Here is a 23504-nt window from a genome sequence, read left to right as displayed (position 1 = left end):
TAACATATTTTTTTTATAAATTTTTTTAATGATAATTACCCTACAATCCACCTAATCTACCTTTTATATAGTTATTAAGTGGATCTTTGGCATCTTTAATCTGAATGTATAATTCATCCAAAATATAACGCACAGCATGATATGATTCTAAGGTTTCATCACGTTTTTCTTGAAGTTTTTTCAACTCTTTAACCTTAGATTTCCCTCTAACTCTTGATATCACTCCTGACGAACGACCTTCCGCATAATCAACATTTATCTTATGTTTTTTTTCTAAAAAATCAAGTTCAATGTTTTGAATATCTTTCTTAACACGTTTTATAAGCTCAGCAACTATATTTTCCCTTTCATTGAGTTCAGCTAAAATCCGTCTAGAATCCGCAATGGAATTAGCTTCTAAGTCTATATCAGATAATTCTTGTATCAATTTTTGGTACTCTTTAATTTTCATTCATGCACCAACAAAAAAGAATTTATTAAAGTTATAGAGTTTTTACGGGTTAATATTTATAATAATCTTAAAAATGTTATCTTCAACCTCACAATATGTATTTAAATCATCATGCTCCTTTTCCATATCTCTAATCTTGTAAAGAACATTTGTAATAGAATAAGTATGTAAAATCCCTGTAATATTGTCTGGTTTAGATGATATAAGAAGAATTATCACTTGGTTTTCATTAACCAACACGTTATAATTTATGGCATTAATGTATATGGTATCCGATAATCTGAGAAGTAGTTTTATGTGTTTAATTGGAAGGCCACTGGTACTGATAATATTCTTTATCTTGTCATTTTCTCTGCATTGCTCTATATCAATATCCACAATATTCACCATGTTTAATTCTATACTACAATATTATATTCATCAAAGAATAAAATCTTAACGATGATTGGGGATCAAAACCGAAACAATAGGCTTCTGAAAAAACAGATCATGAGTCTTAATCGTCATCTTCCCAAGGAAAGAAAAAGTTTAAAAGAACTTTTAGGAGAAAATAAACCCCATGTACTGGGAACAGATGGAACAAGGCATCGTTTTAAAAGAAATGAATTGAAAAAAATTTCTTCTATTATTCCCAATGAATTATGGGGGCAATTAAAGCTTCCAATTTATATTGAGATTGATTCTGATTCTAGTGGATCCAGGATAACTGGAAAACTTGAATGCCAGATTTTTTGCCAGATACTGGGAAGGGATGATTGTGATGATGAAATCTATATTTACCGGCCAGACATAAAATTAGTAAGGAAAATATTGCCCACCACCTCACAGTATATATTTCTAGTGAGATGAAAATTTTATCTCTACATCTACGTTTTTAATCAATTGTAAAATCGCTTCAAATGAATGATAAAAATAAAGGATTGAATTTAATTATGGGATTTAAAAATTTATGGAAAAAATTGAAATCATTTAACCTCGACTTTTTATACGATTTTAATTGGGAAGAAATAAAAAAAGATCCGGATAAGATGGCCATAGTATCCATTTTAACTTTCGGTGCTGAGATAATGGTTACAGTGGGAATTGTAATTGGAACGCTCATTTATATTTATTTAAGGGTATTCACATAAATGATAATATTTTATACAATGTGACTTACATAACCGGTTTTAAGGATGTATAAACCCTTTGAACCAGTTTTTGAGCGGAGGTTATTGCATCTTCTTTATGGGGACTGGAAGTTAAAACTGTAACCACTGGTTCGCCTTTTTCAATAATTACTCCCTGATTAGGCAGGTCATGAATTCCTTTAAAATGCATGTTACCTACTTGTGATCTATGCTGGGCATGGATGATCATTTTCACTGCAAATCTTTCAGGAAGGGAAACTTTCATAAGATGTCCTTGGCAAGCTTTAAGATGAAGTTCTGCCATATTTACGCCTAAAACTATTTCAGCACATTCGAATGTTCCCTGCAAGCGGGGGTTTACCTCAACAACATATAATTCATCATTTTTAATGATGAAATCCACTCCATTTGAACCAATGAGGGATAGGTGATCAATTATTTTTTCGGCAGTTTCAGAGATTTCCCCATCTACAGGGTAAGGCACAATGTTCCCACAATATCCAAATGGTTCTAACTGCCCCAAACTCTTATTTCCTATGATTTGACAACTGTTTAATATTGTATGGGCTTCATTTTTTGTGGAAAGGACTGAAGCGCTGATATTTTCTCCATCAATAAATTCTTGCATAATCCAGTTATTTTCATCTATTTTTAGTAGGTTGCTAAATAGTTCTGATTTATTTGAATCTTTAATTAACAAGTTTAACATTTGAATTCCATAGCCACCAGAACCATGTCGAGGTTTGAGTATGAAATTTTTTTCAGGTGAATCACTGGCAATATCAAGGGCTTCATCAAAATCACCTATCATATAGGTATCTGGGACATTAAATTCAGATTTAAGTTTTCCAAAAAGGCGATATTTATCTTGAACATCTTGTATATCATAGTTTCCTATGATTTTATCTGATGGGAATCTACGTGGCGATACACCTGCACAAAAAATAATGCCATCAACATCATCCACCATTTCCAGAGCTTTTTCCTCAATCGCTTTGGAATCAAATCGTTCTAGAAATTTACCACATGATTTTGCTGGTTTTTGATTCAAAACAGAATTTGAAATATCAGCACATGGTCTTAAATCCATAACTCCAAAATAATCAGCAGAATAAACCGTATATCCTAATTTTTTAAGAGAACAAGCTACAGCGCGGGTGTTTGCACCTGCAACTAGAATTTTTTCCATGTAATTACCCTTGAAAATAAATAGTCCCGAGCGGAGTCGAACCGCCGTCACCGGTTCCAAAGACCAGTAGGATTACCACTACCCTACGGGACTAAAACATAAAAAAAGCCGTAACTACAGCAATCTCTTTTTAGACTGAGGTGATATTTAAACTTATCTACATCTTATTTTAAGTAGGTTAAATATTCTAAATTGATCAGGGTAACGCTCTTTTGTCACATTTTCTTTTAAAACGGCAACTACGGCATTTTCTGGGATTTTGAGTTGGCACAAACTCTTCGTTACCAGAGATCAAGTTTTGAACCCGGTTAATGAGGTTAATTATAACTGATTCTGCCTTATTATCGAAGTATGCTGACCAAAAAATGTTATCAGTTCCTCTCTGCCTTAAAGCAGCTGTGATTCCCCTTTTTGCCCCTATTATATTCTTAAATGGCTTTATCGTGTCCTTAAATGCCAGACAATAACCATAAACTTGGTTGATTGATGAAGCAAACGCTTGAGTGCCAGGTTTATCGTCTATAATGATGAATTCATCTGGAGTCATCCATACTTCATCAATATAACCCCTAACACCATAATGAACTGAAAGAACTGGCAGTTCTCTTGACAATATTTCAGTTGTTTTTGAAGTCTCTAACATCTCTTCAAATGTAGCCGGCTTTGCATCTTTTTTAAAATCCTCCTCTAAACGAGCGTGTTCTTTTGTTCCAACCACCATGTCTAGGGTGGGTTGCATTTGAATACCCTTTACATTTTCTAGATATATACTGTACTCACAGTATCCCTGTTTATTCAACCAGCTAATTGGGAAGTTATTTTGCCCATCCATTATCATTACTTGAGATATGTCAGGATGGGGTTTTGATCTGGTTTTGGGCATGATGAAACCTTAAAAAATTTTTTTATTGGTATTTTTTGTATTGAACTTTCTCTGAGTTGTCTATATTAAAAATGAATCTTTAAAAAAATATGTTTGATGTGAGAGCAGAAAATAAGTAATACATTATTTTTCTTTTTCCTCCTTCTTGGATAATCGACTTTTAATAACAGTCCATATATCCTTATCTTCTTTGTCTTTGATATCTTCTATCATATCAGTTTTAACTGATTTTTCTTTTGCTGTGGTTGCTTTTTTTAATATATCCAATTCTGATGACATTTCATTACCAGAAACTAATTTTTCGTCTAAAACCTCTTGTTTAACTATTTCAGGAACCCTATTAACATTTTTTTCGATTTTCAATGCATTTATAAGTTTAATTTTATCGTTTTGCAGAATTTTGATCTTTTCGTGGAGTTCCTGCTGTTTCCTACGAGTTTTGTTATGTTTATTCAGTAGATCTTTGTATGATCTGGAAAGTTGACTATGTTTCCACTCCAAATCAGCAAGTTCCCTTTTGTAATGATCTATGTGCATCTTATAGTCATTTTTTTGGACATTAATATCCTTAAACTCACCATTTTCATCGAGATACTGTTTAAAATCACTTTGAGGTATGATGAAAACTTCCATACTGCAGTCCAGATTATCAGACCGTTTCAGGGGAACAAGATACTGGTTGTACTCGTAGGTCTTCTTTTTACCAGCCACACTTTTTTTGGTCTTTTTTTTGTAGCATTTGACTGCAGATTTAACCATTTTCACCATTAAAATACCCCTCTAATGATTCAAAAATGAGTCCATTTAAAGTTATGATGCTCTTATCTAATGTTATGTTCTTGCAGTTCATAAATATATTCCAGTGCCATCCAAATGGATTCATATTGGATAGATGTGCACAAATATTGACTGGATATTTTTTTGAAAAAATATATTGATTTAATCTAAAAATGAGTATATAAAAGATTTCAATTAGTAATTCTAATTATTAGAACATCAAGAACTTGATTTTCATTTTAAACATGGTTTAAGATGTTCTTAATCAATTAGGACACGGAAATGTATATTAAAATTAGTGTGATATGTTAAAGAATATTATTATGAGCTATTGAATGTTATCCAATAATCATTAAAACTTGTTTCTGGCTTTGCTAGCTATGTTCAATATTTGTCGGTATTTAGCACGTAAATATCCATAATTTTCTTCGATAAGTTCTTTCATGAACTTATCCACACTTTCGTCGTCCAGAAAGTCGTGTACTTTATAAAGTTTTTGCACGTTAACAAATCTCCCTATGATGAACAATATTTGTTTTGAAAGCTTATATACTTAACGAAATAAAACTTCAATTTCGAATAGTACATACAATTCATCCGGAAAAAAATAAAAAACCAATCTAAAAAAAATCCTTCGTTACTTAATTTATCGGAAATTTACTCTAATTTTTAGATTCGTTAAAAAAAAATCTTAAAAAATTTACATCAAACTCTGTTCCTTCTTGCTAAATATAAATGCTGAGATCAAAACCATTGTAACAGCAAAACTGGTGATCACTGCCAAATCTAAATATAAAGGTAGAACTGATGAATGAAGGATAATTGCCCTTAAAGCATCAACCCCATAGGTTAAAGGATCAAGGTAAACAGCAGCTTGTAACCATGCAGGTAATCCTGTAACTGGGAATAGAGCACCACTTAAAAGAAAAATAGGCATTACTATAAAACTCATTATGAGGTTAAACCCTTCCATACTGTCAGTGAAGGATGCTATCAAAAGGCCCATGCCGGACAGTCCCAAGGAAATGATTATAATTACTACTGTTGATGCCAGGAGAATTGTAATATCCATCTTAACATTAACCACAAAGGATAGCAGAAGTAGAACTACTCCTTGAACTAGGGCTGTAGTACTTATTCCAATTGCTTTCCCTAAGACAATAGCTGGACGAGATATGGGAGCTACTAGTATCTCTTTCAAAAATCCGAATTGCCGGTCTTGAATCACACTAAGTCCGGAAAAAACAGAGGTAAACAAAATTGTTTGGCAAATAATCCCTGGAAAAATAAAAGCTTGGTATCCGCCAGGAGTATTGCCAAACCTTATGGCTGAACCTAGCCCAGTTCCGAATATTAAAAGCCATAAAAGTGGGGTCACCACTGATGTTAGTATCCGTGAACGGTAACGGAGGAATCTTTTGTTCTCCCTGAGCCATATAGTATAAATTCCTTCAATTTCTGCCATTTTTATTCCTCACCCTGAATGGTTCTGCCGGTGTATTTAAGAAATACATCCTCCAAGTTTGGATGCTCTAGTTCCACAGAATTCACAAAAATGTCCAAGTGGTTGGCAAAATTCACAATTTCTGGAACTAGGTAATCTCCCCTTTCAACCATAAGCTTAATTTCAGAGTCAGTTCTGAAGATATCCCTGACAAATTCCAGTTTTTCAGCTTCTTCCATGAATAGTTCGGGTTTATCAACTATTATAGTAATGGTATCTGCTTTAAGCTCCCTTTTCAAGTTTTTTGGTGAATCTGCAGTGATTATCTTACCCTGATTTATTATAGCCACCTCATCACATAGTTGGTCTGCTTCTTCCATGTAATGGGTGGTCATTAACACAGTAACATCTTGATTTTTATTTAACTCATTGATATATTCCCAAATACTCTCTCTGGTCTGAGGATCTAAACCCAAGGTAGGTTCGTCTAAAAAGAGAACCTTAGGATAGTGAATTAGTCCTCTCCCAATTTCCAGTCTCCGTTTCATACCACCCGAGTAAGTTTTAACGAATTCATCGGCCTTTTTCCCCAATGCAATGAGATCTAATATTTCGGTGATCCTGCTTTCTCTCACATCTTTTGGCACACCATACAATGAAGCATGCATTTCCAGATGTTCACGACCAGTGAGAATATCATCCAAGGCTCTTGACTGAAAAACTATTCCTATTGATTCTCTAACCTCTTTAGGATTTTTTACAACATCGTAACCATTGACTCTTGCCCACCCACTGGTGGGATGCAAAATAGTGCATAACATGGATATTAATGTAGTTTTACCCGCACCATTAGGTCCTAAAACTCCATAAACACTGTTTTTTGGAACTTTAAGATTAACACCGTTAACTGCAATAAAATCATCGAATCTTTTTACTATGTCTTGGGTTTCAATGATGTAATCCATGGTTTTCCTCCTTGGAAAAATCAACTTGGTAATAAATTGGGTAATGGTAATTTAAATGGTGTGTGATTTAATGCTATCGACCATTACCTTAATTGATAAAAAAAATAAAAATAATGCATAAACAATCTACAAAAAAAAACATTAAATAAATGGGGGATTCGTTATTGATATTTAAACTGATAAAATCAGAGGGGATTGCCCATCACTCCTATTTTATCGGAGTTAATGGGCAAGCTGTAGTTGTGGATCCGCGTCGAGATGTTGACATTTATATGCGCTTGGCAGAGTCAGAAGGACTTGAAATTACCCATATTTTTGAGACACATCGTAATGAAGATTATGTTATTGGTTCTCTGGAACTAGCTAATTTGACTGGGGCTGAGATATTTCATGGAAAAAAACTTGATTTTGCTTATGGGACTCCAGTCAGTGATAAAGATAAATTCATCATCGGATATATAGAATTAGAAATTTTAGAAACTCCAGGTCATACATTAGAAAGTATAACAATAGTACTACGGGATTTAAGAGTTTCAGAAGATGTTCAAATGATTTTTCCGGGTGATGTGATTTTTGCCGGTGAAACAGGACGTATTGATTTTTATGGATTAGATAAGCGATCCGAAATGGCAGGATTACTCTATGATAGTATTTTTGATAAAATATTACCTTTAGGTGACCAAGCAGTTTTATGCCCTGCACATGGAGCAGGTTCAGTTTGTGGTGCTGACATCCGAAGACAAGACTTCACAACCACAGGTTATGAAGCAAGAACAAACCCACAATTGAAATCGAAGTCTAGAGAAGATTTTATCAACTTAAAAATAAAAGAAGAACATTACACACCCCCTTATTTCAAGAAAATGGAAGATTTCAACAAGAACGGTGCTCCAATCATAGGGTGTGTTCCTCACCTTAAAGCAATACCTCCCAAAAAATTAGTGGAAATGAAAAATAATGGAGTTCAGATTTTGGATGTACGCAAACCCACCAGTTATGCTGGGGGCCACATTCCAGGGAGTCTAAACATTTGGAAAGAAGGTGTTGCCACATTTGCAGGGTGGTTTTTAAATTACGAAGAATCTATTGTCCTGGTTGATGATGATAGCTATGGAATAAATGACGTTAGGAATTCACTGATTAGATTGGGCTTTGATAATTTATATGGTTTTCTGGCAAATGGTTTCCCGAGTTGGTATGTAACTGTGGAAAATGTGGACAGTTTAAGACTTTGGACTGTTAAGCAGTTGAAAGAACACCAGTTTGATGGTGATTTCTTCCTCCTTGATGTACGTAAAATCAACGACTGGAAAAAAGGGCACATTGAAGGTGCTCATCATTTATACATTGGAGAAGTTCCTGAAAGGCTATCTGAAATTCCACAGGGCATTCCAGTGGTAGTGTATTGTGATTCTGGAAATAAATCCACCGTTGTCTGCAGTTTTCTCAAAGAAAATGGTTACAATGATGTTATCAGCGTGTTGGGAAGCATAACTGCTTGGAAAAAAGCAGGTTATCCTGTTAAAAGCTGAACCTATCAGTGAAAATAGGGGGATTTTAGATTTTATGAATTTTAATATAGTATGTGGATATAAATTTAGAGGATTGGTTGAAATTTGTCATTATAAATTGAAAATGAACTGCCAAGTTAAAAAAAAATAAAACTTGTCCCGCATTATTGCATCAAATAAGATATTCCATTCGAAATATAGTTATAAAGTTGAATTCCAAGACAATTTTATAATTTTGTTCTGTCTTGATAGGGTAGTTCTCTGAATTTAATAACAAATTTGGTTCCTTTACTTCTGTCAATTTCCATTACACCATTCAATTGATTCACTAATGTTTCCACAATCAATAAACCCAGTTTTTTAGAGTTTGCAGAATTGATATTCTCAGGGATACCTATCCCATCATCAGCATAAGTTAGAACGTATGAATCATTGACAGATTCTAGTTGAACAAAGATATTTCCCATATCTCGATTTGGAAATGCGTGTTTAATACTGTTAGTTGAAAGTTCATTTATTATAAGTCCGCAAGGCATTGCAGTTTCTATCCCCATTAACACATCTTCAACATTGGTGTTTATTTTGATGGAATTAGAAACTTGATATGAACGTTGAATGGCGGATAACATCTTATTTAAGTAAATTCCAAAATCAATATTGTTTATATCATTAGAGTGGTACAAATTTTCATGGATCATTGCCATTGCCCTGACCCTTCCCTTGCACTCATTCAAGATATCTGCTGTTTCCGTATCTCCGAATTGATGCTTTTGCAAGCTCAGGAGACTGGATATTACTTGTAAATTATTTTTTACTCTGTGATGAATTTCTCTTAACAAAATCTCTTTTTGCTTTAACGATTTTTTAAGATTATCCTCAGCGATTTTACGTTGAGTAATATCAAAAACAGAAACCATGCTCTTTTTTGTTCCCGGAATCATGGCTACAATCATGTGAATATCTTTAATATCATTATTGCGTGTTACTAATCGTGTTTCATAGTTTTTAGGGGCACTATCTGGATTTACTCTGCGGAGGTAATGATAGTCTTCCACCATGGAAAGTTCTTCCGGTGCAAAGAGTTTGGTCCATTTAATCTTATGTTCTATTTCTTCTTTTGAATAGCCAGTTAAGTTGGAAAACTCAGTATTAACCAGGGAAAGGGTTTTATCCTCTTCAATGATCGCGGTTGCTGTGCCTGTATTTTCAAAAATAGTGTGATAATAATCTTCTTGACTTTTTTTAAGTCTTTTTTCCATCCTATCCTTATAGAGGGCTACTTCAATTGATATTTTCAATTTACGATTATCAAATGGTTTGATGATGTAACCATAAGGCTCACTCAGCAAGGCTCTGCTAACAGTCCTATCATCAAGGAGGCCAGTGAGAAATATTATAGGAATTTTAAATTTTTTAATGTGTTTTGCTGCTTCAATACCATCCATATCCCCTTTCAAAACAACATCCATCAAAATAAGATCAGGTTTTAATTTTTTAGCTTTATCTATAGCTTCATCTCCACTGGATGCAACAGCTAACACATCGTAACCCATTAATTGGAGGCTATTTTTAAGATACATAACCTCCACAACTTCATCTTCAACAATTAGTATATGTGCCATATTACTCCCCATACTGGACTTTATCCTTGGCATCTGCAAATTGTCAATTAAGATCTTAATCTTAATTATGTATTTTAAAAATTATATAGTCATCTATTAAAGCATTGCGTGAATAAATAAGAGGAGAAATTTAATACACATAATTTATTTGTTGACTTTGATTTAGTCCATGAAAAAATATATATTAGACAATTGAATATATATTCACAATATGGCAAGACCCCGTAGATTCCGAAGAATATCACAAGAACCCCAAATAAGATGTTTTAAACCAGAACGAGAAGATTCAGAGAATATAAACCCTATTCAAATAGGGATAGATGAATTTGAAGCAATCCGATTAAGAGACTATCTTGATATTCAGCAAAAAAGGTCAGCAGAGATAATGGGAATATCTCAACCTACATTTCATAGAATATTGAATTCATCACGTAAGAAGATAGCTAATGCCTTAATAAATGGCAATCCACTAATCATCATCGGAAAGGATAGTGAAACTAAATACGAGTGTAATGAATGTGGATTTGAATGGCAACATCCCCGCAAAGAATACAAAAAATGCCCAGATTGTAAATCCACTAAAATAATTTTTATAAAGGATAAAACGCGTTCTGACTCTGAAGATTCATTACTACAAAGAAGATCATATGGAGGAACTGGACTGGGAGTTGGAGCTCCAACAATTTGTAAATGTCCAAATTGTGGCTATGAATCTCCAAAAACTCAAGGAGTGCCTTGCAGTAATAATAAATGCCCTAAATGTGAAACTCCACTTTGTGGGGCCGAAAAACAATAAATAAATTAATAAATAAGTGTTATTTGATGAAGAAGAATTGGTGGTTTAATGTCTTTCATAGAAATAAAAAATATAACCAAAACCTTCAATGGAGTTAAAGTCTTAGACAACTTGAATATCAACGTTGCAGAAGGAAGCATTCTAGGAATTCTCGGTAAAAGTGGTTCTGGAAAATCTGTCCTAATAAATATGTTACGTGGTATGAAGGATTACAAACCAGATAAAGGTCAAATAATTTACCATATCGCAATATGCCCTAAATGCCTCAGTGTAGAACCACCATCACTGAACAATAAGAACTGCAAATGCGGAGGAAAATTCGAAAAGATGGAAGTTGACTTTTGGAATGCTGATCGGAATATTTTCGCTGCAATCAGGCGCCGAATCTCAATAATGTTGCAGAGAACCTTTGCATTATACGAAGATGACACCGTGATTGATAATGTGCTAAAATCAATTCAAGGGCATGATGAAGAAGAAAGCACTTATTTAGCAATAGATCTTCTTGATTTAGCCCAGATGACACATAGAATAACCCATATAGCCCGAGATCTTAGTGGTGGAGAAAAACAGAGGGTAGTTCTAGCCCGTCAGCTAGCAAAAGAACCTATGATCTTCCTGGCAGATGAACCCACCGGTACTCTTGATCCCAACACTGCTCAACTGATTCATCAAGCACTGATTGAAGGTGTGAAAAGTCAGGGTCTCAGCATGGTAATCACATCCCACTGGCCTGAAGTAATGGAAAACCTCTCCGACCATGTGATATGGTTGGATAAAGGTGAAATAATTGAAGAAGGAGATCCTGAGACTGTTGTTAAGAGTTTCATGGAACATGTGCCTCAACCAAAAATTAGTGAAACCTTTGAAACAGGAGGACCCATCATCAAAATGGATGATGTTAAAAAGCACTATTACTCCATTGAAAGAGGAGTAATTAAAGCTGTGGATGGTATTGATCTTTCAGTAAATGAAGGGGAGATTTATGGTGTGGTAGGTCTTTCCGGAGCAGGGAAAACAACTTTATCACGCATTTTGTACGGACTCACCGATCCTAGCAGTGGCCAGATCGATGTTAAACTGGGAGATAATTGGATTGATATGACAGAAAAGGGTATTTTTGGTCGTGGTCGAATAAAACCTTACCTTGGAATTCTTCATCAAGAATACAGTCTTTATCCCCACCGCAATGTTTTGGGAAATTTAACTGAAGCTATTAGTCTTGAGTTACCAGCTGAATTTGCGAAGATGAAAGCATTATATGTTTTAAATGCTGTTGGATTCGATGAAAACTATGCAGAGAGTATTCTTTACAAATACCATGATGAACTGAGTGGTGGAGAACGTCATCGAGTTGCTCTGGCCCAAGTTCTTATTAAGGAACCTAAAATTGTAATTCTTGATGAACCTACAGGTACCATGGATCCTATAACCCGGGTGCAAGTTACAGACTCCATTAAAAAAGCACGTGAAGAGCTTGATCAAACTTTTCTCATAATCAGTCATGATATGGATTTTGTTTTGGATGTATGTGACCGAGCTTCCATAATGCGAGGTGGTAAAATCCTTAAAACTGGGATTCCCAGTGAAGTTGTGGAAGAATTAACGGTTACTGAAAAAAATAAGATGCTAAAAGAAGAAACATAAAAATAATACTGATTTTTTTAGCTTACCAATATCCATTTTCTAGATTATTAAGATTCGAAAAACTTTTTTTAAATAATTTAAGAATGTGATAATGTGTATAAAATTGTTTTAATTGTTCTGGCCATTGTTATTGTTGCTTATGCAGTGATAAATGATCCCGTGAATAATAATGAAGCAAAACTCCCTATAATCCTTTCAATATTATTTTTTTAAAAATAAATTCGATGCTACATTTATTATAGGGACATTGTATCAGATTGAATATATTGAACAATTAACGTCTGGTTTTAAACAATCCCTTTCAGCCCTATTTTCAAGATTACCTTTGTAAAAAAAAGGTCAAAGAATTTTCAATTAGTTTTTTAATTTATAGGAGTGATTTAACACTTGAATGATGAAAAAGATTTAATTTTGTTTTCAATATTAGTAACCAATTTTTTTGGTCAATAACTTTTGAACTTTGTCACTTTGTAACTCATGTAAAGCATGTTTTGCAATCCATTGAGCAGCTTTAGAATCACTTTTTAACATATTTTTTGAAACTTTAACAGATTTTCGATTTAAATTTATGTTTCTTTTTCCAATCTGCCTTAAAGCCCAATTAACTGCCTTTTTAACGTAAATACGGTTATCAGTTGATTCTCTAATTATTATTGGGAAAAATTGTTCAAAATTCTGATCAGGGGCTTTTTTATCATGAACTGCCAGAACCGCTATTAAAGTAAATGCAGCTCTTTTTACAAATTGTTCTTCCCGTGTGCTCCATTCAAATACTTTTTTATACGCGTAAGGAGTCTTATGGAATAATTTGATGCAACATTGATCACAGACTGCCCAAGTATCAAATTTAAGAACCCAATCATCCATTTGTTCTTCGGTGACAGCTTTAGGATCTTCAATCATACAAGCCAGGATCATGGATTCCTGGTAGCCTGCCTGCCATAGTTGGCTGGCTAAACCATGATCATTACTAGCCTTTTTGGCTATTCGCCGTAATTCTGGCATTCTTACGCCAAAAACTTTCTGGGGATTGATCCCAAAACGGGCCATCCCTTCAATATCATCGGAATTTGATAATGACTCTAGTTCTTGTATAATCTCTTTATATTCCATTTTTACCCACCAATCAAGTTTGAGATTTATTTTAAGTTAAAAAATTTAAAAGCATTTTCACCAAGTATGCGTTTTTTATCGTTTTCACTTAAATCTAGACTATTAATCCGTTGAACATCCCCTGAAGGGTTTATCCATGGATAATCCGAACCAAACATTATTCTTTCAGAGCCTATAGTTCGGATTAAGTCCACAGCTTCAGCGTCATCCAAGGTGGTTGGTGTATCGATGTGGGAGATGGCTATGGCTGTGTCAAACATGACATGAGGGAATTTTTCTGCAATTTCTATGGTCTGATCCCAGAAACCATTCCCCAGATGGGCAATGATTAACTTTAAATCAGGAAAATCTTCCAGAACATTTATCCATCTTTTTGGTTCGCCGAGTTCTGATTTTTCGTCAATATTTATACCTGAATGGGCGGTTATGGGTAAATCGTGTTTAACCAGCCATTCATAAACTGGCCACATCCTATCATCATCTGGTGCGAATTTTTGTGCAACAGGATGGATCTTTAAACCTCGCATTCCCCATTTAAGTTTGTGCTCCAATTCTTCAACGGGTTTTCGGCCAGTCATGGTGGGGCTTACAGAGATAAATGGGATGAACATAGGATATTTGGCTGGCCGATTTTTCCCAGTCTTGGTGATGGCTACAGTCCAGAAGTTATTGTTTTTAAGTTGATTATCAAGTGCAAAACTGAGTATAACTGCCTTATCAATGTTTGCAGCACTCATATCACCCACATAATCATCTGGTGTGCCGTAACTGTAATAACCCACACCATGTTTTTCTTTAATCAGTTCTACAACCATTTTTCCAACTTCTTCTGTTGGATGCAGGTGTACATGAGCATCTACTATCATAGATAAATCCTCCAAGTGACATGTAACTCCAAATGACATGTGAACTAGTTAAATCCCCCGTGAACTAGTTAAATCCTCCAAGCGATACATCCCCCATAATGTTTTTAAGATACTTATTCATCGAAAATCTCCCCTTTACCATCAATTTAAAAAAAATGTAATTTTAGACCTATTTTTTCATCACTGGAAAGCACATCTCTGTTAATAGGTCATCTTCTGGTGTTTCATTGGGGTCTGAGATGTAGGTCTCCATTGGAGGCCCTATGATTTCATATCCATTTTGGTAGGCGTACTGTACCAGTGCCCCTATTGTGCTCCCACATTCGCTGTAAGGTCCTTTATATATTGTTGATAGAACCAGTTGTTCAGGTATTGTTTTGATTTTTACTCGTCTTTCTTCTTCCGCTTCCCCTGAAATAGGCATTGCAATTTCATACATGAGCTTTTCTACTGGGACTTCCTGGGGGCTGTTGAAGTAAACACCAAATGGAGGGCCCATTATCTGCAGCCCCTTGGCCATTATAAATCCCACAACTTCCCCCATGAGTATTGGGACTTCTTCATAAGATCCCTTATACTTTATATAAGCCACTTGTCTTTTTCCAATTTTCTTTTCGACAATTTCCATTTTTCCACCTTTTAAAGATTTTCTTCCCTTTTAATTTCTTCAATAAATTCTTTTACCCATTCCATCTCAGTTTTAAGGCTTGCTAATGGCCTGCTGAAAAGCGCAACAACATAGTAAGGGGATTTTAATTCTTTCTGCATCTTCACTGAGCTTTCCAGGAATTTTATTCTACCCTGGGCCGATTCTAAGTAATTTTCCAGACAATCAATAACTTCCTGTGGTTCCAGATAGTTAAGATAAGCCAGGCCAAGATCAAATGGATTTATTAACTTTTTATTCCAAGAAAGAAGACTGGTTAGCTTTTCTTTCATGGTATTTTTTCCCAAGTCCGTGATGGTGAACACTTTACGAGAAGGTTTTCCTTCGACTTTTTCTAACTTTGATTCAACTAATTCCTTTTTTTCCAGCTTTTTTAAAACATAATAAATGGATGAAAACCCTATTGGGGTCCAATTACGCATTCCCCATCCTTCAATAGTCTTTTCCAATTGATAACCGTGCTGAGGTTCCTCATATAGTAGGCCAAGTATAGCTGTCTCCAAATCTGATATTCTAGACATAGAATATTCTAATATTATAATAATATTTAAATCTTTCTCCCACCCATATTTGAATCACAACAAAAAAAATAGATGAAGTTTATTTACTTCTGATTAAATAACAATGAACATTATTATACACAAAATTTTTTTACATCTCTGTTTGAGGAGCAAATTGAATGGAAATTCCTTTATTAAAAGAAGTCGTAATAATTATTGGTTTATCAGTAATTTCGGTCTTATTATTCCGTAAAATGCGAATTCCAGCAATTCTGGCCTTTTTCATCACAGGGTTACTGGCAGGTCCCCATGGTTTAGGACTGGTACCCATTGATGAAGTAAATTTTTTGGCGGAGTTAGGAGTCATATTTCTCCTTTTCACTATTGGAATTGAATTTTCATTGGAAAAAGTTTCACAAATAAAAAGATATGTAATTCTGGGTGGTTCACTACAGCTTACGTTAACATTATTAGCAACTTACCTTCTTTGTTCAAATTTAGGCCTTAATACCTCTGAATCTATTTTTATCGGACTTTTAGTATCCTTCAGCAGTACCGCTGTGGTATTAAGAATTCTTCAAGAAAAAGATCAAATTTATAGTATACATGGACAAATATCACTGGGAATTTTAATTTTTCAGGATATTGCAGTAGTATTAGTTATTCTTTTCATACCAATGCTGGCTGGTGTGGACAATGGTATTTTTAACAACTTGCCATTATTACTGGTCAAAGGAGTTGGTTTAATTGTATTCGCACTAATTAGCGCAAAATGGATAGTTCCAGGACTTATACATTATATAGCTCGTTTTAAGAGCCGTGAATTGTTCATCCTCACCATAATTCTAATATGTTTTGGAGTTACTTGGATGACTTCCAGTATAGGATTATCAACAGCATTAGGAGCTTTTTTAGCAGGGTTAATAATATCTAACACTGATTACAGTAATCAAGCTCTTGGAAATGTTTTACCATTTGCAGATATTTTCATGAGTTTTTTCTTTGTGTCCATTGGAATGTTATTAAATATTGGTTTTATTATGGAGAATCTTCTCTTAATAATCATTTTATCCATTATTGTAATTCTATTAAAATCATTAATAGCTGGTTTAACAGCAGGAATTCTGGGACTATCACTCCGAGTCATGATCTTGGTTGGTTTAATATTAAGCCAGATAGGGGAATTTTCTTTCATTTTATCTGCAAAAGGACTGGAATTAGGACTTATTAATGAAGGGTTTTTCCAGATGTTCCTGGCCGTTTCTGTAGTCACAATGTCGATCACTCCCTTTGTCTTGGCTGTTGCCCCACGAATATCACATTTTTCCGATAGGTTACCATTACCCCACCGAATTAAAAAGGGATTTTATCCTTTTAAAACTCCCCAGGAAAAAGTTTTTAGTGATCATTTAATAATTGTTGGATTTGGGGTAAATGGAAAAAACATGGCTAAAGCTGCCTCGAAAGCAGATATTCCCTATGTAGTAATTGAAATAAATCCCCAAATCGTCAAAAATGAAAAATCTCGCGGAGAATCAATCCATTATGGTGATGCTGCCCATGGAACAGTTCTGAAAAATGTTAACATTAAAAATGCGAGGATAATGGTAGTGGCAATTTCAGATGCTATTGGGACCCGTAAAATTCTTGATATCGCCAAAAAAATAAATCCCAACATTTACATCATCGTCAGGACACGATATATTCGGGATATGGAGAGTTTGTATCAAATGGGTGCTGATGAAATAGTGCCTGAAGAATTTGAAACTTCAATCGAAATTTTCAGCCGCGTGCTTGAAAAATATAGTTTGCCAAGGCAGAAAATTAATGACTTTATCCATGAAATTCGATCTGATGGCTATGAAATGTTTAGAACTCTTTCAAACGAGGAATTAATCACTTCCACTTTAGATGAGAGCCAAGATATTGAAATTACTTCAACAGTATTGAGTTCTAATTCAGATGGGAAAACTATTGGGGACTTAATAACAAATTATGATATTGAAATAGTAGCAGTTTTGCGAGAACATAAAATCTTTAAAAAAATTGGCGCTAATTTTAAACTAAAAAAAGAAGATGTATTGATTGTGAGTGGTGAAGAAGAACAACTATCACGTTTTGAGAAGTTTGACTGGTAAAAAATAGTTTTGAACAATATACATGAATTAATTGACTATTTTAAGGTTTTAAATAAATGAATATTAAAGTTGCTCCTATCCCCACTAAGTTAGCAATAAATTGAGATAAAGATAAGAAATAATTATTGAGTGATTCACTTCACTCCATAAAAAAAAATACTTTGGGGTTTTACATCTATGATATGCTTTGTTTGTTTTAATAATTTATTTAACTTCCAAAGGATCAATTATTTGAAATCAATCTTTCAACTTTTTTGAACTTTTTACAAAAAAATATGAAGCAGGACCAGGGAATGGATGGTAAAACTGGTAGAACAACCCCAAAACACCTATCTTCAAACATATCATGCCTAAACTGAATATAAATTTGCGTTTCGGCTTCCCATGAGTAACCCCAGATTCAGTTATTGTGACCTATTTCGGGAAATGTTTCTCAAACACACCCACCAGTTCTTTTGGTTCTTTAACGATGTAGGTTTCATACATTTTGGCCAGTTTTTCCACATGCTCCACATCTTCCTTTCGGATGGTTATCTTCAGATCCTTACCATCCGGCAGTTGGGTAATAGTAACTCCTTCTTCAACATCTGAAGGCAATATATACATGGGAACATCAGCTTTTTGACCCATTATTGCCGCATTGGAGATTAAAGTATCGCCCATCCTCATGGCAATTTTTGCTACAGTGTTAGAGGTTGCCGGAGCAATTAACATGCATTCATATTTACCTAATTGAATATTTCCTGCTAAAAATGGAGCATTAGCATTTATTTCTACCCAAACCTTATCAAAATTGGATTCAATATCATTAGATATTCCATAATATTTTACCACTTGATCTCCAGATTTTGAGATAAAAACTTCGATATCCACAATGTCCCCATAATCTTTCTGTATTTCCAGCATGAATTTCAGGGTTTCTAGTATTTTATCACCAGCACCGGTGATTCCCCAAGCAACTTTAGGTTTTTTCATGTTAAAACTTCCCTCCCAGTTCTGAATACCGATTATCTTAACAAAAAAAAATGGGAAAATAAAAATTCCCAAAAAGTTTTCATTACACCATTTTCAATTTCTTGTTGCCTCCACTCTTTCTTCTTGGCTCATGGAAGCTAATTCTTTAACCCGGTTAATGTCAAGTTTCAAATTTTCTGCCAAGCGGGTTCCATACTCCACATCACACTTGTAGAATAAAGCAACTTGACGATATTGGATGTTTTCGTTGGCATCGCCCAAGTGACCAGTTATATTAGAAATAAGGTTTGTTTTGGCTTCATCATCCATTACTCTCCGGTATAGTTCGCCGGCTTGGATGAAGTCAACATCTTCAGTTGGTCTGGTGTGTCTGTCAATGACAGCTTGAACTTCAATGGCTGGAGGTGCAAAAGATATGTCTGGTTCAGGACCGTTCATGGTGTTTGGGTAGTAGTTAGGTCTAGAACCTCCATTACCATCAACATTCATTGGACCGTCACGCTGGTAATTTGATGCTTTAGCATTTTTTGGCCTGTTAACTGGTATCTGGTGGAAATTCGCTCCTAATCTATGGCGTTGGGTATCTTCATACGAGAATAACCTTCCTTGAAGGAGACGATCAGGTGAAGGACCTATTCCTGGTACGAAGTTTGATGGGGCAAAAGCAGCCTGTTCTACTTCAGCAAAGAAATTGTCAGGTGCACGGTTTAAAACCATTTTACCCAATGGAATAAGGGGATAATCACCGTGGTACCATACTTTGGTGATGTCGAAAGGATCAAACTGGTAATCCTTGGCTTCTTCTGGAGTCATTATCTGGACGTAAACCTTCCATTCAGGATAATTTTTTGATTCTATTGCATTGTAAAGGTCTTCTGTTGCGTGGTTAGGGTTTTCTCCGGCCATTTTAACTGCTTCATCATTGGTGAATGTTTTGTTTCCTAAAACTGTCTTGAAATGAACTTTAACCCATACATATTCCCCAGCTTCATTGTACCACATGAAAGTGTGGCTGGAAAACCCATCCATGTGTCGGAATGAGTAGGGTGTTCCTCTATCTGAGAACAATATAGTCACTTGATGTACTGATTCTGGTGTTAACGAGAGGAAATCCCAGAACATGTTGGCATCTGGGAGGTTTGTTTGTGGATTTCTTTTCTGCGTGTGTATAAAGTCAGGGAATTTTATGGCATCTCTTACAAAAAATATGGGAGTGTTATTTCCCACCAAATCATAGTTTCCCTCTTCAGTATAAAATTTGACTGCAAACCCACGTGGGTCGCGTGCAGTATCTGCTGAACCACGTTCTCCGCCTACAGTGGAAAATCTTACGAACACCTCGGTTTTTTTACCAACTTCTGATAAAAAATTGGCTCTAGTATACTTTGAAAGATCATTGGTCACTTCAAAATATCCGTAGGCTCCAGCACCTTTAGCGTGCACCACCCGTTCTGGTATTCTTTCCCGGTCAAAATGAGCTAATTTTTCTACCAAGTGCACATCCTGAATCAATGTGTAGCTTGATCCACCACCCGTGGTTATGGACGCTTGGTCATTTGAAATTGGCTGCCCCTTATTTGATGTGAGTTTTTCTTCTTTCACTTTTACTACCCCCAATAAATTATCTATCCGGATCGATTTTTATATAGAACTGAGTTCTATATAAGTCATATTCCCATATATTTTTATTAAGATTCTAACTAATTATATTTAATGGAAAAAAAATTACAAGAAGAAAAAATCAAAATCACCCCTCAGAGGATTGAACTAATCCGAAAACTACGCGAATTAGAAAAAACTCATCCCTCATTTAACAGTGTTTACAATGCTATTAAAAAAACACACCCCCACATAAGTCGCTCCACAGTACATGAAAACCTTAAATTGCTAGTTAAAAAAGGAATGATACGTAAATTTTATTATAAAGGAGAAACACGTTATGAAATCAATCCAAAACTTCATATTAACTTGGTAGAAGCTGATGGGACTATAAAAGACATTGAAAATAATGAAATCAATCAACACTTAAAAGAAATAGAAAAAATTCTTAGAAAAAATGAAAAAATCAAAGTAAAAAATTTACTAGTGCTTGTAGAATAAATTAAATTTACTATTATCTTTTTATTATTATCTTTCAAAAAACTACTAATAGTCAAGTTACAAGACTATTTTTTCTTGTAGAGTATACTGGAATCTTGAACTACATTTCAAGAATGTTTGAAAAATTTAATGATGAAAAAAAGGCAAAAAACAGGAAATAATAGTATTGCCAATATCCAACACAATAAAAAAAAAAACTTGTACTTCTCTTTTTCTTAATTCAATATCTATCCCTTTTTATCAATCATTTAAGTTAATTGCTGCTTTAAATCTTCAATAGATGATGGAAATATTTATTAAAGTTACCTTCAGAATAAATAATGATGATAACCCGAACAAGAAATAAAATTCTGTTTACAGGACTTATTCTGGTTTTATTTTTATCCATAGAAAAGTTTAGTGCTTACCCCCCCATACAAACACTGCCCCTATTATCCCTATTTACTGATGATTCCATGAAAAAGTGTTCTCTTTTTTTTTCAGATGCACATACCATGAGGTGATTTAATGAACAAATTTGTAGAGTTAATGGAAGAACTAAGCAAACTAGAAAATGAAGAACGTTCTGAAAAGATCAAACAGTTAGAAACAGATTGTGTGTGTCCTACTTGTCCTACCTACAACGACTGTGCTAAAGATAAGGGAGAAAATGTTTTTTGCATCATCGGCAAAAGCAAGGAGTGTATCACCATGGAACTTGGATGTTTATGCCCTACTTGTCCTTTAGCACAGAAATATGGAATCGGAATCACACACAATTTTTACTGCAGTCGTGGCAATGAAATGGAACAAAGTAAATAATTATCAAAGATTGCATTTTAACTTTAATATCCTTTTTTTCTTCTTTTTATATACGTCTTTAATATAGAAGTTCAATTAAATGGTAAAATCTGTGACAATATGAATTTAGAAACCATAATAATACTTTTTGCGACAAGTATGGTTGAACTATGGATAGCCATACCTTTAGGGTTTGTTATGGAAGTAAATCCCTTAGTTATTGCCATTATATCAGCTGCGGGATCAATATTGTCTGCTGTTTTAGTAATAATTCTGGGCAATAATTTAAGACACAGATTACTAAAATGGAAATATAAAGATGAATCTGCATTGAAAAAAAGTAGATTATACGAAATTTGGAACAACTATGGAGTGATTGGTTTAGGATTATTATCCCCACTACTTCTTGGCGCACCACTTGGTTCTGCAGTAGGTATTGCATTGGGGGCTGGTAAAAAACGCCTAATCTTATGGATGAGTATAGGTATTCTACTTTGGAGTGTTGGGTTAACTTTAGCAGGATTTATGGGTTTTTTAGCCTTTGAAAATGTAGTGTAATGTTTTTATGATGATTTAATTATATTCTGTTGTCTGAAATATTCTTATGTCTAATTCTTTAAAATCTAAAAATTAATTTCAAACAGTTTCTGATGTGAAACATTTAATAGGTGATTGGACGAAACATTTAATAGTATACTGGGCTAACTTTACACTCAGACGAGATATATTAAGCTTTAGATAATATGTAATGAGAATTTTGATTTTATCATAACATCAACAACCATAATTCGTTGATATTTAGTGTTTTTAGAAGGTGTAAAATTGGAAAAGATAAGGATAGCTATAATTGGTATTGGTAATTGTGCCAGTTCACTGATCCAAGGTATCTACTATTACAAGGACAAAAAACCAGATGATGCCATAGGCCTCATGCACTGGGAAATTGGCGGATACAAACCATCAGACATGGAAATAGTGGCTGCATTTGATATTGATGCACGTAAAGTAGGGATGGATGTAAACGAAGCAATTTATGCGTCACCAAACTGTACTTGTATTTTTTGCCCTGACATAAATCCATGTGGAGTTAAAGTGGAAATGGGCTGTCTGCTAGATGGAGTTGCACCACACATGGCAGATTATCCTGAAGATCATACATTTACTGTTTCAAAAGAGCCTGAAAAAAGTAAAGAAGAAATTGTAAGAATACTCCAAGAAACCAGAACTGAAATTCTCCTAAACTACTTACCAGTGGGATCAGAAAAAGCAGTGCGATTCTACGCAGAATGCGCCTTGGAAGCAGGTTGTGCATTCATAAACTGCATGCCAGTATTTATTGTCAGTGACCCTGAATGGGCTGCTCGTTTTAAGGAAAAAGGCATTCCAATGGTTGGGGATGATATTAAAGCCCAGATTGGGGCCACCATAACACATAGAACTTTAGCTAATCTCTTTAAAGAAAGAGGCGTGAAGTTGGAACGAACATATCAGCTTAACACTGGCGGAAACACTGATTTTTTAAATATGCTTAATCGGAATCGTCTTGACTCGAAAAAAGAATCGAAAACTGAGGCGGTTCAGTCAGTTCTTGGTGAAAGGTTGGATCCAGATAATATTCACATTGGCCCCTCAGATTATGTGCCTTGGCAGAAAGATAATAAACTTTGCTTCCTCAGAATGGAGGGTAAAACCTTTGGAGATGTGCCCATGAACATTGAACTGCGCTTGAGTGTGGAAGACTCGCCAAACTCTGCAGGATGCGTTATAGATGCCATTAGGTGTTGTAAATTAGCCATGGAAAGAAGTATTGGAGGTCAACTCACATCCATCAGTGCCTACACCATGAAACACCCCCCAGAACAGTTCACCGATGATGTGGCTGTGGAAATGGTAGATGAGTTTATTAAGGGTAAGAGAGAACGATGATAAATTTATTCCCCGCCTTACCCC

General features: G+C 34.8%; 25 protein-coding genes and 1 tRNA gene. 10 read left to right on the top strand and 16 right to left on the bottom strand.

The window, feature by feature from the left end:
• Window positions 1-40: 40 nt before the first annotated feature.
• Together GXZ72_05900 and GXZ72_05895 are read right to left on the bottom strand one after the other, a co-directional pair.
• Window positions 41-451, bottom strand: a complete 411-nt coding sequence (locus GXZ72_05900; GenBank protein ID HHT19074.1) for a hypothetical protein — start codon at window positions 449-451, stop codon at window positions 41-43.
• Window positions 452-493: 42 nt separating this feature from the next.
• Window positions 494-829, bottom strand: a complete 336-nt coding sequence (locus GXZ72_05895) for a hypothetical protein (GenBank protein ID HHT19073.1) — start codon at window positions 827-829, stop codon at window positions 494-496.
• 63 nt (window positions 830-892) lie between these two features.
• Here GXZ72_05895 and GXZ72_05890 point away from each other — a divergent pair, with 63 nt between their 5' ends.
• Both GXZ72_05890 and GXZ72_05885 read left to right on the top strand, forming a co-directional pair.
• Window positions 893-1300, top strand: a complete 408-nt coding sequence (locus tag GXZ72_05890; GenBank protein ID HHT19072.1) for a DUF61 family protein — start codon at window positions 893-895, stop codon at window positions 1298-1300.
• A gap of 80 nt (window positions 1301-1380) precedes the next feature.
• The gene (locus GXZ72_05885; protein HHT19071.1) at window positions 1381-1581 is read left to right on the top strand and encodes a hypothetical protein; all 201 of its coding nucleotides are present in this window, start codon (window positions 1381-1383) and stop codon (window positions 1579-1581) included.
• A gap of 25 nt (window positions 1582-1606) precedes the next feature.
• On the opposite strand, the gene GXZ72_05880 is transcribed toward GXZ72_05885, so the two are convergent.
• The 7 genes from GXZ72_05880 to GXZ72_05850 form a co-directional block, all read right to left on the bottom strand.
• Window positions 1607-2770: an ATP-grasp domain-containing protein gene (locus GXZ72_05880; GenBank protein HHT19070.1), complete on the bottom strand. Its 1164-nt coding sequence runs from the start codon at window positions 2768-2770 to the stop codon at window positions 1607-1609.
• A 21-nt stretch (window positions 2771-2791) separates the two neighbouring features.
• A tRNA-Gln gene (locus GXZ72_05875) sits at window positions 2792-2863 on the bottom strand.
• A 103-nt stretch (window positions 2864-2966) separates the two neighbouring features.
• A complete protein-coding gene (locus GXZ72_05870; GenBank protein ID HHT19069.1) occupies window positions 2967-3653 on the bottom strand; it encodes a CRISPR-associated protein Cas4 in 687 nt (228 codons plus the stop codon).
• 123 nt (window positions 3654-3776) lie between these two features.
• Entirely contained in the window at window positions 3777-4421 is a 645-nt protein-coding gene (locus GXZ72_05865) for a hypothetical protein (GenBank protein ID HHT19068.1), read from the bottom strand.
• A 361-nt stretch (window positions 4422-4782) separates the two neighbouring features.
• Window positions 4783-4932, bottom strand: a complete 150-nt coding sequence (locus tag GXZ72_05860) for a hypothetical protein (GenBank protein HHT19067.1) — start codon at window positions 4930-4932, stop codon at window positions 4783-4785.
• A 198-nt stretch (window positions 4933-5130) separates the two neighbouring features.
• Entirely contained in the window at window positions 5131-5895 is a 765-nt protein-coding gene (locus tag GXZ72_05855) for an ABC transporter permease (GenBank protein ID HHT19066.1), read from the bottom strand.
• Window positions 5896-5897: 2 nt separating this feature from the next.
• On the bottom strand, window positions 5898-6839 hold the full coding sequence (locus tag GXZ72_05850) for an ATP-binding cassette domain-containing protein (protein ID HHT19065.1): 942 nt from the start codon (window positions 6837-6839) through the stop codon (window positions 5898-5900).
• Window positions 6840-7006: 167 nt separating this feature from the next.
• On the opposite strand from GXZ72_05850, the gene GXZ72_05845 reads away from it, so the two are divergent.
• On the top strand, window positions 7007-8371 hold the full coding sequence (locus tag GXZ72_05845) for an MBL fold metallo-hydrolase (GenBank protein ID HHT19064.1): 1365 nt from the start codon (window positions 7007-7009) through the stop codon (window positions 8369-8371).
• 206 nt (window positions 8372-8577) lie between these two features.
• Here the strand turns inward: GXZ72_05845 and GXZ72_05840 are convergent, their stop codons facing one another.
• Window positions 8578-9972, bottom strand: coding sequence for a response regulator (locus tag GXZ72_05840; GenBank protein HHT19063.1), 1395 nt, complete (start codon window positions 9970-9972; stop codon window positions 8578-8580).
• A 211-nt stretch (window positions 9973-10183) separates the two neighbouring features.
• On the opposite strand from GXZ72_05840, the gene GXZ72_05835 reads away from it, so the two are divergent.
• Together GXZ72_05835 and atwA are read left to right on the top strand one after the other, a co-directional pair.
• Complete coding sequence (locus GXZ72_05835; protein HHT19062.1) at window positions 10184-10768, top strand: DUF134 domain-containing protein; 585 nt, start codon at window positions 10184-10186, stop codon at window positions 10766-10768.
• Between the two features lie 48 nt (window positions 10769-10816).
• Complete coding sequence (gene atwA, locus GXZ72_05830; protein HHT19061.1) at window positions 10817-12415, top strand: methyl coenzyme M reductase system, component A2; 1599 nt, start codon at window positions 10817-10819, stop codon at window positions 12413-12415.
• A gap of 423 nt (window positions 12416-12838) precedes the next feature.
• Here atwA and GXZ72_05825 read toward each other — a convergent pair whose 3' ends face one another.
• The 4 genes from GXZ72_05825 to GXZ72_05810 form a co-directional block, all read right to left on the bottom strand.
• The gene (locus GXZ72_05825) at window positions 12839-13528 is read right to left on the bottom strand and encodes a DNA alkylation repair protein (GenBank protein ID HHT19060.1); all 690 of its coding nucleotides are present in this window, start codon (window positions 13526-13528) and stop codon (window positions 12839-12841) included.
• A gap of 26 nt (window positions 13529-13554) precedes the next feature.
• Window positions 13555-14394 carry an amidohydrolase gene (locus GXZ72_05820; GenBank protein ID HHT19059.1) on the bottom strand — a complete coding sequence of 280 codons (840 nt, stop codon included), beginning with the start codon at window positions 14392-14394 and terminating at the stop codon, window positions 13555-13557.
• 169 nt (window positions 14395-14563) lie between these two features.
• Window positions 14564-15022, bottom strand: coding sequence for a GyrI-like domain-containing protein (locus tag GXZ72_05815; protein ID HHT19058.1), 459 nt, complete (start codon window positions 15020-15022; stop codon window positions 14564-14566).
• 11 nt (window positions 15023-15033) lie between these two features.
• Window positions 15034-15582: a PadR family transcriptional regulator gene (locus GXZ72_05810; protein HHT19057.1), complete on the bottom strand. Its 549-nt coding sequence runs from the start codon at window positions 15580-15582 to the stop codon at window positions 15034-15036.
• A 158-nt stretch (window positions 15583-15740) separates the two neighbouring features.
• On the opposite strand from GXZ72_05810, the gene GXZ72_05805 reads away from it, so the two are divergent.
• Window positions 15741-17699 carry a potassium transporter KefB gene (locus tag GXZ72_05805; protein ID HHT19056.1) on the top strand — a complete coding sequence of 653 codons (1959 nt, stop codon included), beginning with the start codon at window positions 15741-15743 and terminating at the stop codon, window positions 17697-17699.
• A gap of 414 nt (window positions 17700-18113) precedes the next feature.
• Here the strand turns inward: GXZ72_05805 and afpA are convergent, their stop codons facing one another.
• Complete coding sequence (gene afpA / locus GXZ72_05800) at window positions 18114-18674, bottom strand: archaeoflavoprotein AfpA (protein ID HHT19055.1); 561 nt, start codon at window positions 18672-18674, stop codon at window positions 18114-18116.
• A 93-nt stretch (window positions 18675-18767) separates the two neighbouring features.
• A complete protein-coding gene (locus GXZ72_05795) occupies window positions 18768-20276 on the bottom strand; it encodes a catalase (protein ID HHT19054.1) in 1509 nt (502 codons plus the stop codon).
• A gap of 111 nt (window positions 20277-20387) precedes the next feature.
• Between GXZ72_05795 and GXZ72_05790 the strand changes: the two genes are divergently transcribed.
• From GXZ72_05790 to GXZ72_05775, 4 genes are all read left to right on the top strand, one after another.
• Window positions 20388-20774 carry a transcriptional repressor gene (locus GXZ72_05790; protein HHT19053.1) on the top strand — a complete coding sequence of 129 codons (387 nt, stop codon included), beginning with the start codon at window positions 20388-20390 and terminating at the stop codon, window positions 20772-20774.
• A gap of 507 nt (window positions 20775-21281) precedes the next feature.
• Window positions 21282-21575 carry a DUF2769 domain-containing protein gene (locus GXZ72_05785; protein ID HHT19052.1) on the top strand — a complete coding sequence of 98 codons (294 nt, stop codon included), beginning with the start codon at window positions 21282-21284 and terminating at the stop codon, window positions 21573-21575.
• 99 nt (window positions 21576-21674) lie between these two features.
• The gene (locus GXZ72_05780) at window positions 21675-22112 is read left to right on the top strand and encodes a small multi-drug export protein (protein HHT19051.1); all 438 of its coding nucleotides are present in this window, start codon (window positions 21675-21677) and stop codon (window positions 22110-22112) included.
• 264 nt (window positions 22113-22376) lie between these two features.
• Window positions 22377-23480, top strand: a complete 1104-nt coding sequence (locus GXZ72_05775) for an inositol-3-phosphate synthase (protein HHT19050.1) — start codon at window positions 22377-22379, stop codon at window positions 23478-23480.
• The last annotated feature ends 24 nt before the right edge of the window (window positions 23481-23504 follow it).

The sequence above is a fragment of the Methanobacterium sp. genome, from assembly GCA_012838205.1.
In the GTDB taxonomy this organism is placed as follows: Archaea; Methanobacteriota; Methanobacteria; order Methanobacteriales; family Methanobacteriaceae; genus Methanobacterium.
The sequence above is the reverse complement of the archived record's forward strand: the minus strand, read 5'-3'. Positions and strand labels throughout refer to the sequence as shown.